Genomic DNA, 12,724 nt, shown 5'->3' with positions numbered 1-12,724 from the left:
TGCCTCCCCCGAACGATGCGGCGACCTGGATGGCGCCCTTGTTTCGTCAGCCCGTCGAAAGCCCCGTCGAAAGTCCCGTGTTCATCGGCATGCCGCCGCTGCCGCGGCGGTCCGTCGCGTCAACTCAGTGCCTGGAACTCGACCCGGCGGTTTTCGGCCGCGGCCGGATCGGCGGGATTGGCCAGGAAGCGCTTGCCCATGCCAAGCGCCTCCAACCGCGAGGCGGCGATGCCGCAATCTTGGACCAGCCAGCGGCGCACTTCCTCCGCGCGCAGCTTGGAAAGGGTTTCGTTATAGCTGTCCGAGCCCTTGGCGTCGGTATGGCCGACGATGCGGAACAGCGCCACGTCCGATTGCCGCATGGCCGAGCACATCTTGTCCAGGGCCGGGCGCTGGTCGGGCGCGATGCTGGCCGAATCGAAGGCGAAGCGGATGGCGATATTGACCTGAAGCTCGGGCGCGAACTCGCCGAAGACCACGGTGCCCTCGCCTGCCGCGGCGTCCGCCTGGGCCGGCTCGCCGCTGGGGGTGACGGCAATCATGTCCAGACCGCGCGTCTTCTGGCCCTGGACGGTGGCGCGATACATTTCGCGCTGGGCCTCGAAGCGTTGCAGGATCTGCTCCTCGGTCAGGTCCTGCCCCTGGGCGGAACCGGCCAGAAGGCAAATACCGGACAATATGGCTAGACCAGTCCGCAGCACGGGAATCACCTTAAAAAACTGCATCCCTGAAAGAATATTTTACGCTAAACTAAGGATGTTTTCAATTCTTGCGCGATTGTTCGGGATGAGGATGCCTTGCCCGCAAAGGATCACCCGGTGAACGGTCCCACCACCCGGCGCGGCCTGTCGGTCCGGGGCGCCGGGCTGACCCATCGCGGCACGGTGCGCGACCAGAACGAGGACGCGATCCTGGTCGATCCCTCGGGCCGGGTCTGGGCGGTGGCCGACGGCATGGGCGGGCACCGGCTGGGCGGCTATGCCGCGGACCGGGTGATCGACGCGCTGGAGACCCTGGCCGACGGCGAGGATCCCGCCGCGGCGCTGGCCGCGCGCTTTGCCGCGGCCGATGCGCTGATCGCGGCGCGGGGCCGCAGCGAGGGCGCGGTGATCGGCGCCACCGCCGTCGCCGCGGTGATCCGGCGCGGGCGGCTGACGCTGGCCTGGGCCGGCGATGCGCGCGCCTATCTGCTGCGCGAGGACCGGCTGGCGCGGCTGACCCGCGATCATTCGCTGGTGCAGGAACTGGTCGATGCCGGCCGGCTGGCGCCCGAGGCGGCGCGCGACCACCCCCAGGCCAATATCGTCACCCGCGCCGTCGGGGCGGGGGCGGCGCCGGAACTGGCGGCGCTGGACCTGGTGGCGGGGGATCGGCTGCTGCTGTGCTCGGACGGGCTGACGCATGTGCTGGCCGATGCCGCGCTGGCCGAGGCGCTGCGCGAGACCCGGCCCGGCACGGCGCTGGCCGCCGGCACGCCAGCCGATGCCGCCTGTGCCCGGCTGCTCCAGCAGGTGCTGGCCGCGGGGGCGCCGGACAATGTCTCGGTCATCGTTGTCGACATCGGGCCGGGCTGAGATGGGCCGCCGCCCCGCCCCGCCGACTGCCCCGCCCGCGCGCAGCGCGATGCCGGGGCGCAGCCTGTCCCGCGCGCCGCGGCCGGCGGGCAGCCTGGCCGCGCCGATCATCGTGGCGATCGGCGTGGTGATCGGCGCCATCGCCTTTGCGGTCACGACCTGGTTTCTCGACAGCGCCGACCAGGCGACCGAGCTGCGCCTGTCCCGGCAAGAGGCGGAACTCGCCCTGCTGCGCGAGGCGCTGGCCGAGGCGCGGGTCGAACGCCAGGGGTTGCGCGCGGACCTGGCGCAGCTGCGCGACGACCTGAGCCTGGTGGCGAACCGTGCCCCGGTCGCGCCGCAGCTTCAGCTTGCCCCTCCGGCGGACCTGGGCGGCGAGGATTTCGAAAGCCCGCCGCCGACCGAGGCGCTGACCGAGCAGATGCGGCTGGCCAAGTCGCGCTTCAACAAGGGCATCACCCAGCCGCGCAACGCGACCATGCTGGCGATCCTGGGGCAGCCGCGCGACAGCTACAACACCGATTGCCAGCCGGTGACCAATCCCCGGCTGCGGGCGCTGCTCGAGACGCGCAAGGTCGGGCCGATCACCGTGACCATGCTCAAGCCCGCGCTCGACAGCCTGGCGCGGGTGCTGGAGCGGCTGGAGCAGAGCGATCCCGACATCCATGCCAAGCTGGGCACGGCCGGCGGGCTGTGCGCGCGGCTGATCCGCGGCTCGACCCGGTCGATCTCGAACCATTCCTGGGGCACGGCCATCGACCTGACGCTGGAAGGGCAGCTCGACCCCTTTGCCGATGGCGCGACGCAGTTCGGGCTGCTGATCCTGGCCGAATATTTCAACGAGGAGGGCTGGTTCTGGGGCGCCGCCTATAACAGCCGCGAGGATTCGATGCATTTCGAGATCGGCGAGGAGACGCTGCGCAAATGGCAGGCCGAGGGGAAGCTCTGACCGCCGCCGCCGAACGGCTGGCCCGGCCGGTGCTGGCCTATGCCGACCGCCTGCCCTGGGTGGCCGAGGACATGGCGGCGCTGGCCGGCCATGCGCGGGTGCTGCTGGACCGTTTCGAGACCGAGGCGCTGCGGGCGGGCCTGTCGCCGCAGGCCGTGGCGGCGGCGCGGGCGGCGCTGGCGCTGCTCGTGCAGGATTCGGGCGCGGCCAATCCGGCGCTGCCGGGCTGGCAGGGCGCGGCGCGCGGCCTTGGCGTCCTGGACGGCGCCAGCCTGGCCGAGGCGCTGCGCCGCGGCGGGGCGGAACTGGACCCGGTGCGCGCCCTGGTGGACGATTGCCTGGCCCGGACCGAGGCGCGGCGGCAGGCGCTGGACCGCAGCCGGCCGGCGGGCTGGGGCGCCATGCTGGCGGTGCTGGCGGCGGCCTGGCTGCTGGCCGCCATGGCCTGGGCGCTGTGGGTCGAGACCGGGCAAAGCCGGGCGCTCGACCGGCTGTTCCAGGCCGAGGCGGTGGCGGCGGGGCTGGACCGCGCTGCGCCCTTTGCCGATCTGGGCGCGCGGCTCGACCGGTTGCAGCGGGCCGAGGCGCAGGTGGCGGCGGGCATGGCGCGGGTGCGGGTGCGGCCCTTGGGCTGGCTGACCGGGCGCGATGCGGCCCGCCGCGCGGCGGCGGCGCTGGCCGAGGCGCGTGCCCGCCACTTGCCGCCTGCCCTGGCCCGCGCCATCGACGCCGCCCTGGCCGGCGAGGGCGAGCCCGCGGCCGCCTATGACACGCTGCGCGCCTGGTCGGTGCTGTCGGGCGCGGCGGCATGGCAGCCCGCCTGGCTGGCCGGCTGGGCCGAGGATCGCGCCGGTGCCGATCCCGCCCTGACCGGCCTTGCCCCGCATCTGCTGGCCCTGCCGCGCCGTCCCGGCACCCCGGTCGCGCCGCCCGATGCCGAATTGCTGGCGCAGGCCCGCGTCCTGGCCGCCGAGGCGCCCGAGCCCGAGCGCGCCTTTCTGGAACTGCGCCGCTCGGCCGAGGCGGCGGCGCTGCCGCCCTGGCGCCCCTCGCAGGCGCTGCCGGTGCTGGCGGACATCGCCGAGCGCCGCTCGGGCCTGCCGCTGGATCGGCCGCTGCCGGGGCTTTACACCGCCGCCGGCTGGGACATGGCGCGGACGCGCGGCGCCGGCCTGGCGGTCGAGGCCGCCAGGCAGGCCGGCGCGGCGCTGCTTGCGCAAGCCCCGGCCCAGCGGAACGACAGCCCGGACCGGGTGATGGCGCTGCTGCAGGGGGCGACCTTGCAGCATTGGCAGGATTGGCTGGGCGACCTGCGGCTGCGTTCCTTCGACGACCGGCGGCGGGCGGTGCTGGTCTCGGGGGCGCTGTCGCGGCCGGATTCGCCCCTGGCGGCGCTGATCGCCGAGGTCTGGCGCCAGGCCGGCGGCACCGACCGCAGCCGCCCGCACGCGCTGCAACTGGCCGTCGCCGTCCGCTTCGGCCCCGAGATCCAATATGTCGAAAGCGGCCGCATCGCCCAGATCGCGGCGCTGTTTGCCGAACTGAACGTGGCGCTGGGGGCCATGGACGCGGATGCGGCGGATGCGCAGCGCCGGCTGCTTGGCGTGCAGGCGCGGGCGCGCACGGTCCGGGCGCTGCGCGACGCGCCGCCGCTGATCGGCCGGCTGGTCGAGGACACGCTGGCCGAAAGCGGCGCGGCCGAGGCCAGCGACCTGACCAACCCGCTGACCCGCGCCTGGCAGGCCGAGGTGCTGCCGCTTTGCGCCCCCGCCCTGGCCGGGCGCTTTCCCTTTGCCCAGGGCCCCGATGCCGATCCGGCCGCGGTCGCCGCCCTGATCGGGCCGGGCGGTGCGATGGACCGTTTCCTCGGCGCCCGCGCCGCCACCTTGCTGGACCGCGAGACCGATCCCTGGCGCTGGAAGCCCGAGGCGCGCTTTGCCGGGCTCAGCCCCGACAGCGCCGCCTTTCTGCAACGCGCGCTGACGGCGGGGGCGGCGCTGGCGCCGGGGCTGCGCATCTCGGCCGCCGCCCTGGCCGAACGCGGCCGGGCCACGCTGCTGATCGGCGGCCATGGCGGGCCGGTGGGCGCGGCGGGGGACGCGGTGGCGCTGGACTGGCCGGGCGCCGACCCCGCCGCCGGGATCGAGGTCAGCTTTGCCACGCCCGAGGGCGCGGCGCGATTGCAGCAGCCCGGCCCCTGGGGGCTGATGCGCCTGCTGGCGCCCCTGCGGCTGCGCGAACGCGACGGCGGCCGGCGCTTCCTGATCGACCTGCGCACCGAAGGCGCGCGGCTGTTCCTGGAGATGGGGTTCGACCGGCCGCTGAACCCGCTGTCGGCCCGGCGCCTGCTGGCGGGGCTGGCCTGCCCGCAAGTGCTGTAATCATTCGCCAATCCGCCCGGCTTGCGTCATACTGAAACCGGTATCCGGCCGGCGCATCGGCCCCGGAGGCAGGAGGTCAGCATGTCATCCGCCCGCGAGATCACCGTCGCCATCCCCGCCATCGGCGAGCCCGTCACCTTCGAGCGCATGGAGGGCGAGGAACAGGTCTCGGCCCCCTTCGCCTTCGAGCTGCGCCTGTCGGCCAAGACGCTGGACGTGAAGGCGGCCGACGTGCTGGGCACCCGCGCCACCATCGCCGTCAAGGGGCCCGAGGACAGCGAGCCGCGGCATTTCGACGGCCATGTCGCCGAGTTTGGCCTGGCCGAGATCCGCGACGATTTCGCCTTCTACCGGCTGCTTCTGCGCCCGGCGCTGTGGTTCGCAAGCCTGGCGACCGACAACCGCATCTTCCAGAACCTCTCGGTGCCCGACATCATCGAGGAGGTGCTGCGCGCCTATCCCGACGTGGTGCTGGACAAGCGGCTGGAGGGCAGCTACCCGCCCCGCGACTATTGCGTCCAGTTCGAGGAAAGCGACCTCGACTTCCTCCAGCGGCTGATGGAGGAGGAGGGAATCTTCTATTTCTTCGAGCATGGCGAGGATGGCCATGTCACCGTGCTGGCCGATGCCAATGCGGCGATGAAGCCCGCGCCGGGCGCCGAGGAGATCGCCTATGAGCCCGACAGCCCCAGCGCCCCGCGCGAGGGCGATTACCTGACCGGCTGGGTGCCGCGCGCCGCGATGCGCATCGGGGCTTTCGCGCAGACCGATTACGATTTCCTGAAACCCTCCTCGGACCTGATGGCGACGGCAAGCCGGCCCGAGGGCCATGCCGGCGACCGGCGCGAGGCTTACCTTTATCCCGGCCGGCACCTGGACCTGGGGCGCGGCGAGCGGCTGGCCGGCATCCGGCTGGAAGAGGCGCAGGCCGCCTTCGAGCGCGTCGCGGCCGAGGGCACCGCCCGGCCGCTGGGGCCGGGGCGCAGCTTCACGCTGGCGGGTTTCCCGCGCGAGGCGGAAAACGACCGCCATCTGGTGCTGTCCGCCCGCTATCGCATGTGGGACGACCAGGTCCGCGCCGGCCAGCGCGCCGGGCAGGAGGGGCGCGACCCCTTGGGCTATCACGTCCGGCTGGTCTGCGCCCCGGCGCGCATCCCCTTCCGCCCCGAGCGCCGCACGCCGCGCCGGCCGATGCGCGGGCCGCAGACCGCCGTGGTGGTGGGCCCCGCGGGGGCCGAGATCTATACCGACGAACATGCGCGGGTGAAGGTGCAGTTCTTCTGGGACCGCAAGGGCCGGCGCGACGCGCATTCCAGCTGCTTCGTGCGCGTCAGCCAGGCCTGGGCCGGGGCGGGCTGGGGCTTCATCCAGATCCCCCGCATCGGGCAGGAGGTGATCGTCGATTTCCTGGACGGCGATGCCGACCGGCCGATCATCACCGGCCGGGTCTACAATGCCGAGCAGGTGCCGCCCTATGGCCTGCCCGGCAATGCCACGCAATCGGGCTGGAAATCCAACAGCTCGCCCGGCGGCGGCGGCTGGAACGAGTTGCGCTTCGAGGACAAGGCCGGCGCCGAGGAGGTGTATTTCCAGGCGCAGAAGGACCATAACGAGCTGATCAAGAACGACGAGACCCGCCGCATCGGCCATGACTGGGTCGAGGATGTCGGCAACGACGCCACCCAGTCCATCGGCAACGACCGCCGCGAAAGCGTTGGCAACGACAAGTTCACCACCATCGGCGCGAACCGCCAGGTCTCGATCGGGGTGGACGATACGGAAAAGGTCGGCGGCCATCGCAGCCTGGACGTGGGCGCGACCGAGACGATCCATGTCGCCGCCAGCTCCACCGAGACCATCGACGGCGCGCATAGCCAGACCGTCGGCGGCATCCAGACCATCACCGTCAAGGCGGCGCGGGTGGACAGCGTGGCCGCGACCGAGACGCGCAATGTCGGGGCGGCGCAGACCAATACCATTGTCGGTGCGCGCGGCGTGACGGTGCTGGCCGGGCAGAACCACGCGATCTCCTCGGACGACGGCTGGAAGGTAGGCGGCAACCGCTCGACCAACGTGGCGGGGAACGAGACCGTCGAGGTCGGCGGCAACCGCAGCCACAAGGCGGGCGGCAACCGGGCCGAGAAGGTCGGCGGCGATTCGACGCTGGACGTTGCCGGCAAGCGGGCCACCACGGTCGGTGCGGATGAATTGCACAAGGTCGCCGGCAAGATGGGGCTGGACGTGGGCGCGGCGCTGGCCATCGTGGCGGCGGATTCGATCGCGCTGACCTGCGGCTCGGCCGCCATCGTGATGAAGAAGGACGGCACCATCACCATCGAGGGCAAGGACATCACGATCAAGGGCTCGGGCAAGATCGACGTGAAGGCCTCGGGCGAGACCTCGATCAAGGGCTCCAAGGTCAACCTGAACTGAAGAGCGCTGCCAGCGCAGGCCCCGGCGCCTCGGGATCGGCGGCCAGCGCCGGATGCCCGCGTTGCCACAGCAGCAGCGGCGGTGCCTCGGCCTTGCCCGCCGGCGCGGGCAGGGCCGCCAGCGCCTGCCACAGCGCATCGGGATCGGGCTCGGCGGCGGCTTGCAGCGCGGCCTCGCACCAGGGCTCCAGCGCCTCGGGTCCGGGCAGGCTGTCGGCCAGCAGGAACAGCGCCAGCGGAAAGCGCCGCCCCACCGCATCGGCCGAAGGCAGCACCAGCCCCGCCGCCGCCCGCCCGCCCGAGGCGATGCGCAGCCGCAGCCCGCCCTCCGGCCAGTCCTCGCGCCTGGCCAGATGCGCCGCGGCCCAGCGGTCCCAGCGGCGGCGGAACGGCTCGGGCAACCCGCGGCCGACGAAATCGCCGCGCGCCGGCAGCTTGCCCCAGAAGCCCGCCTGCGCGCTCAGAACGCTTCCGGGCATCGGAAGGCGCCGAACATGCTCAGGTCGAAGGGATTCTCGACCGAGGCCGCGCGCAGCTCGAACCGGGCGGCATAGGGGCCGATGCCCAGCCGCAGGCCAAAGACCTCGGGCAGCGCGGTGGGCGACAGCCCGGCCTTGCGCACCAGCCGCAGCCAGGCCCAGGCGCCGGTCTCGGTGCTGATCGCCTCGCCCGTGCCATCGACAGGGGTGAAGCTCAGCGAGATCAGGTTGGTGCCGTCCTTGCCCGGCCAGGTCATCGGCATCGGCCGGGAGGCGGCATTGAAATAGACCAGGCTCTGCCCGTCGACGTTCAGTGTCACCCGCGCGGCATTCGGGGTCAGATCCTTCGGCTCCAGCGTGAATGCCATGACCGGCCCGGCGCCACCCGGAAACAGCGCGTCGCGGATGGCGCGGGCCTGTTCGAACGGCGCCAGCGTTCGCGCGTCCAGCCCCAGGTCGGCCCGCCAGCGCCAGGGCCGGGCGCTGGTGTCGACATAGGGCGTCAGCGTCTCGTTGGAGAAGGCGTCGAAGCGGCCGCCGGGGCCGAAAAGCTGCTGGAAGTCGCTGACCGTCACGTCGATGGCCGAATCCGCGACGAAGGGATAGCGCCCGCCCGTCGCCGCGCGGCAGAAGGGCAGCACATCCGCCCGCCAGCGCGCGTTGAGCTGCGCGAGGATCGCCTCGCGCGTGACGCTGATCGTGTCGCCGGCGATGGCGCCCAGCCAGGCGTTGACCGGGTCGGGCAGGGTGGCCGCGACATTGCGCAGGTCGCCCGTCAGCTGCGGCAGCCCGCCGCGCGACAGCAGCGCCGCCTGCGGATCGGGGCTGGCCTGCACGGTCAAAAGCTCCTTGGACAGCGCCCCCAGCGCGGTCTCGGCATCCAGGATCAGCGGCGGCTTGCCGTCCACCTCGGCGACGATGGCCTTGAGGGGCGCGAAATGCCGGGCGATCTCGGCGCCGGGCGGTGGCGGCTCGGGCTCGCCCGGACGGCGGGCGGCGGCGGCGACCTTGGTGCCGATCCGCGCCGCGGCGCCAAGGCCCAGCTTGCCGGCCACCTTCTTCAGCACGCCGGGATTGATCTCGGGGCTGTCGCCCTGTTCGGGCGGGCGCGCCAGGTCGGTTTCGGCGACGACGGCGTTCAGCAGCCGCTTGAGCGTGCTGTCGGGACTGGCAAGGTCTTTCAGGTTCGCGGTGGCGGTGGCCAGGTCGGGGATCGGCGCCAGCCGCACGTCGCGCAGGAAGCCTTCCCAGGCGTTGATGAAATCGTCCTGGTAAAGCTTCATCATGTCGGCCTGCAACGAGGCGGCCGAGGCATCGGCGCTTTCCGCACAGCCGCCGGCAAAGACCTTGCGGTCGTTCAGCGCCGCCTCGGCCATGCTGGGCAGCATCGGCAGCACCGTGCCGTGAAAGCCCTGCCAGGTGAAGGCGCCGGGAATGCCCTGGCGCAGGGTCTGGCCCGACAGCCGCGTCAGAACCTGCCCCGCCAAAGGCCCGGCCTTTTCCGCCGGGATCCAGTCGGGCAGGGTGGCGATCTCGGGCTCGGACATCAGCGCGCGATAGCTGCGCAGCGACAAGGGCACGGTGCAGATCGCCTGCAAGGCGGCCTCGACCAGTTGCGGATCGGCCTGGATGCGGCTTTCGTCGCCGCCCAGCCGGTCCAGCGCGGCAAGTTGCCAGGCGCGCGCCGCCTCGGTCGGGAAGGGGGTCTCGGCGGCAAAGGCGGGCAGCACCTCCTGCCACCATTCCGCGAGCCAGGCCCGGTCATAGGGGCCAAGCCCGGTCAGCATCTGATAGGCCTTCAGCGCGCCCAGCAGGAAATCCGGGTCGCGGATCTGCCGCCACATCGTCGCTTCCAGAAAGGCGACCATGCGCGGCTCCAGCAGGTTGCGCAGCCCGCGTTCGCGGGCCAGCCGGGCCGCGCCCTCGATCTCGGCCGCGGCCGAGGGGCCGATCAGCGCCAAGGGTCCGCCGGGCACCGGCGTCCGCGCCGCCTCGATCTCGGTCATGGCATCCAGCGCGACGGGCAGGTCCAGGGGCTCGGTCGGCGCCTGGCGCGAGGCGGCGTTGGCCAGCCGCCCCGACAGGTCAGCCAGCAGGCGCTGTTGATCCGCGACCGCGCCGGACTGGCGCATGGTGTTGAACAGGAACCCCAGGCCCGCCAGCAGCACCAGCAGCGCCGCCGCCGCCGCCGAGCCGCGCCAGAGCCATGTCCGGCGCTCCTCGGCGCGCGGGTCGAACAGGCCCAAGCCTGCCTCGCCGAAGATCACCCCGGCCAGCAGGTCGTGCAGGAAGAAGGACCGCCGCTCGCCCATCATCCGATGCGGCGCCGCCGCGGGCGCCAGGCCAAAGCCCGCCGCCATCCCGGCCAGCATTCGGTCCAGCGGCGAGCCCTCCTGCGTGGCCGAGGTCAGGTAGAAGCCGCGCAGCCAGGGGGTCTGCTCATAGCGGCTTTCGCCGAAGGCGGTGTCGATCAGCAGCCGCAGCGGCGGTTCCAGCCGCTCGAATTCGGCCGGAAAGCGGAAGATCGCGGCGCGCTGCGGCAGGTCGGCATCCTCGGCCAGCCGTGCGTCCAGCCGGCCCTCCAGCACGGCGGCGAGGCTGCGGAACTCGCGGGTGATCGCCTCGGGCTCGGGCAGGGCATCGACCGGCAGGGTCGCGCCCCAGACCTGCGCCCGCTGGGCCGAGGTCAGCGCGCCGAAGAACGCCTCGAAGCCCGGCAGCCGGTCGGCCTTGGTGAGCATCAGATAGACCGGCAACTGCATCTCCAGCCGCTCGGCGATCTCGGTCAGGCGCTTGCGGATCTCGCGCGCGTGGCGGCGCAGCGCGTCCTCGGGGCCCAGCAATTCGTCCAGCGACAAGGCCACGATCACCCCGTTCAGCGCCCGCCGGCCGCGATGCTTCTTGAGCAGGTCGAGAAAGCCGGCCCATTCCGCCGCGTCGCGCTCGGGCTCGCTGGACTGGTCGGTATAGCGGCCGGCGGTGTCGACCAGCACGGCGGTTTCGGTAAAGAACCAGTCGCAATTGCGGGTGCCGCCGACGCCCTTCAGGTCGTCGTTCAGCGCGATGGGAAAATTCAGCCCCGACTGGCGCAGCGCCGTGGTCTTGCCGGTGCCTGGCGGGCCGATGATGACATACCAGGGCATCTCGCGCAGAAAGCGCCGCTTGCCCAGTCGCGAGCGCGCCAGCGTCGCCAGGATCTCCTGGAACTTGCCGCCGATCTCGGCCGCGGCATCGGGCGCGTCGGGCAGGGGCGGCGGCGCGGCCAGTTCGGTGACGAACATGCGGTTGCGCCGCGCGGCGCGGATCTGGCCCAGCAGCAGGATCAGCAGCCACAACACCAGGATGGCGCCCAGGCAGATCGCGCGGATCTCGGCGCTTTCCAGGGGCGCGGCCTCGCCGACCGAGACCAGCGGGCCATAGAACCAGATCGCCGCCGCCAGCAGCGCCAGCCCGACGAAGGTCCAGAAGCCGCGGGACAGGAGGAACCGGAACATGGCCTTGAGCACGCGCATCTATTGCCTCTTCTCGATGCGGATCTCGATCCGGCGGTTCTGGGCGCGGCCGTCGCGGGTGGCGTTGTCGGCCACCGGCTGGCTGTCGGCGCGGCCCTCGGCGCTGATGAGCTCGGCGGGCACGCCGGCCGCCGCCAGCGCCTGCGCCACGGTCTCGGCCCGCGCCTCGGACAGGCCCTGGTTCGAGGCAAAGGGATTGCTGCGCTGCACCGGCACGTTGTCGGTATGGCCGCTGACCGCGACCGCGCCGATGCGATGCGCGTTGGCCACGACGGTCTTGCCGATCGCCTCGACCAGCGGCTGATAGGCGGGGTTCAGGCTGGCCTTGGCCGAGCGGAACACCTCGGGATTGCTGGCCTGCACCACCAGCACCACGAGGCCCGAGGTTTCGCGCCCCTTCATGGCCGGGCGCAGGGCGGCGGGCAGGGCGGCCTGGAAGGCGGGCAGCAGCGGGTCGATCACGGTGGCCGGCAGTTCCGGGGCCGGCTCGACGGTCTGGCGCACGGGCCTGAAGATCGCGGCGCGTTCGGCCGGCGGCAGGCCGGCGGCCTGGGTGAACAGGCTTTCCGCCTTGCCCGAAAGGTGCATGGAGAGGCCCGTGTGGATCGCCAGGACCAGCCCCAGCGCGCCCAGCCACAGCGTCCACAGCGGCACGGCGAAACGGCGCGGCGTGTCGGGCGCGATCACCCCGGCGCCGTGCGGGGCCAGCGGCATGGCCTCGCGTTCCGGGTCGCGCAACAGCCGGGCAATCTGCGCGCGCAGCGCCACCAGCGCGCCTTCGCCGGCGCCGCCCTGCACGCGATACTTGCCGCGAAAGCCCAGGCAGAGGCACAGCCAGGCCAGTTCCAGCAGGTCGCGCTCGCCGGCCGGGTTGCGCATCAGCGCGTCCAGCCGGTCGAAGAAGCGGGTGCCGGCATCGACCTCGCCGGTCATCTGCGTGACCAAGGGCTGCCGGGGCCAGTCGCTTTGCCCGCCCCAGGGCGTGTTCAGCGCCAGGTCGTCCAGCAGGGCGGCGACGAACCAGGCGCCCTGGTCGGCCCGGCTCAGCGGCACGCCGGCGGCGACCGAGGCGTCGCGCCCCTCGACCAGCACCGATTGCAGCCGCGCGCGCAGCGCCTCGGGGCGGGCGGGGGGATTGGCGCGCTCAAGCTCGGGCGCCAGTTCCAGCAGCGTGGCATGGGCGGCGACCAGCGGGTTGGCATGCGCCCGCCCGCGCCGGGCATGGGGCGCGGCCTCGGGCGCGGCGGGATCGGGGGCGGCCTGCCAAGTGGGGCGTGGCGGCGCGGGACCGGGGCCGGGCGGATCGGGCAGGGATTGCGGCCGGCCCGCGCCCAGCGGTCGGATCCGGGTGCGACCGGGGTCGCCAAGGCCGAATGGATCGTTCTGGTCGCCCATTC

8 protein-coding genes are annotated in these 12,724 nt (G+C 72.8%); 4 read left to right on the top strand and 4 right to left on the bottom strand.

From position 1 onward, the window contains the following. Positions 1–119: 119 nt before the first annotated feature. Positions 120–701, bottom strand: a complete 582-nt coding sequence (locus ESD82_RS19520; RefSeq protein ID WP_036747420.1) for an OmpA family protein — start codon at positions 699–701, stop codon at positions 120–122. Between the two features lie 117 nt (positions 702–818). Here ESD82_RS19520 and ESD82_RS19515 point away from each other — a divergent pair, with 117 nt between their 5' ends. The 4 genes from ESD82_RS19515 (at position 819) to ESD82_RS19500 (ending at position 7,337) form a co-directional block, all read left to right on the top strand. Then, on the top strand, positions 819–1,574 hold the full coding sequence (locus ESD82_RS19515) for a PP2C family protein-serine/threonine phosphatase (protein WP_028710312.1): 756 nt from the start codon (positions 819–821) through the stop codon (positions 1,572–1,574). A 49-nt stretch (positions 1,575–1,623) separates the two neighbouring features. Further along, positions 1,624–2,523, top strand: coding sequence for a M15 family metallopeptidase (locus tag ESD82_RS19510; protein ID WP_167521788.1), 900 nt, complete (start codon positions 1,624–1,626; stop codon positions 2,521–2,523). Then, positions 2,499–4,904 (top strand): ImcF-related family protein, encoded by a 2,406-nt coding sequence (locus ESD82_RS19505; RefSeq protein ID WP_147427569.1) that lies wholly within the window; start codon positions 2,499–2,501, stop codon positions 4,902–4,904. The genes ESD82_RS19510 and ESD82_RS19505 overlap by 25 nt, the downstream gene beginning before the upstream one ends. An 81-nt stretch (positions 4,905–4,985) precedes the next feature. Then, entirely contained in the window at positions 4,986–7,337 is a 2,352-nt protein-coding gene (locus ESD82_RS19500) for a type VI secretion system Vgr family protein (protein ID WP_147427570.1), read from the top strand. Here ESD82_RS19500 and tagF read toward each other — a convergent pair. The 3 genes from tagF to icmH are packed head-to-tail and all read right to left on the bottom strand — an operon-like array spanning position 7,324 to position 12,722. Next, positions 7,324–7,815: a type VI secretion system-associated protein TagF gene (tagF, locus tag ESD82_RS19495; protein ID WP_024844277.1), complete on the bottom strand. Its 492-nt coding sequence runs from the start codon at positions 7,813–7,815 to the stop codon at positions 7,324–7,326. The genes ESD82_RS19500 and tagF overlap by 14 nt on opposite strands. Next, on the bottom strand, positions 7,797–11,327 hold the full coding sequence (tssM, locus tag ESD82_RS19490) for a type VI secretion system membrane subunit TssM (RefSeq protein ID WP_147427571.1): 3,531 nt from the start codon (positions 11,325–11,327) through the stop codon (positions 7,797–7,799). The genes tagF and tssM overlap by 19 nt, the downstream gene beginning before the upstream one ends. Beyond that, a complete protein-coding gene (gene icmH / locus ESD82_RS19485) occupies positions 11,328–12,722 on the bottom strand; it encodes a type IVB secretion system protein IcmH/DotU (RefSeq protein ID WP_147427572.1) in 1,395 nt (464 codons plus the stop codon). It abuts the gene before it with no gap. Positions 12,723–12,724: the final 2 nt, after the last annotated feature.

It is taken from the genome of Paracoccus pantotrophus (assembly GCF_008824185.1).
In the GTDB taxonomy this organism is placed as follows: domain Bacteria; phylum Pseudomonadota; class Alphaproteobacteria; order Rhodobacterales; family Rhodobacteraceae; genus Paracoccus; species Paracoccus pantotrophus.
This window is presented reverse-complemented; position numbering and strand designations above follow the sequence as displayed.

Excerpts from the sequence above, each read along its gene's own strand:
- ESD82_RS19505 (WP_147427569.1), top strand. The coding sequence starts at position 2,499 with ATGGCAGGCCGAGGGGAAGCTCTGACCGCCGCCGCCGAACGGCTGGCC.
- ESD82_RS19500 (WP_147427570.1), top strand. The coding sequence starts at position 4,986 with ATGTCATCCGCCCGCGAGATCACCGTCGCCATCCCCGCCATCGGCGAG.
- icmH (WP_147427572.1), bottom strand. The coding sequence starts at position 12,722 with ATGGGCGACCAGAACGATCCATTCGGCCTTGGCGACCCCGGTCGCACC.
- tssM (WP_147427571.1), bottom strand. The coding sequence starts at position 11,327 with ATGCGCGTGCTCAAGGCCATGTTCCGGTTCCTCCTGTCCCGCGGCTTC.
- tagF (WP_024844277.1), bottom strand. The coding sequence starts at position 7,815 with ATGCCCGGAAGCGTTCTGAGCGCGCAGGCGGGCTTCTGGGGCAAGCTG.
- ESD82_RS19510 (WP_167521788.1), top strand. The coding sequence starts at position 1,624 with ATGCCGGGGCGCAGCCTGTCCCGCGCGCCGCGGCCGGCGGGCAGCCTG.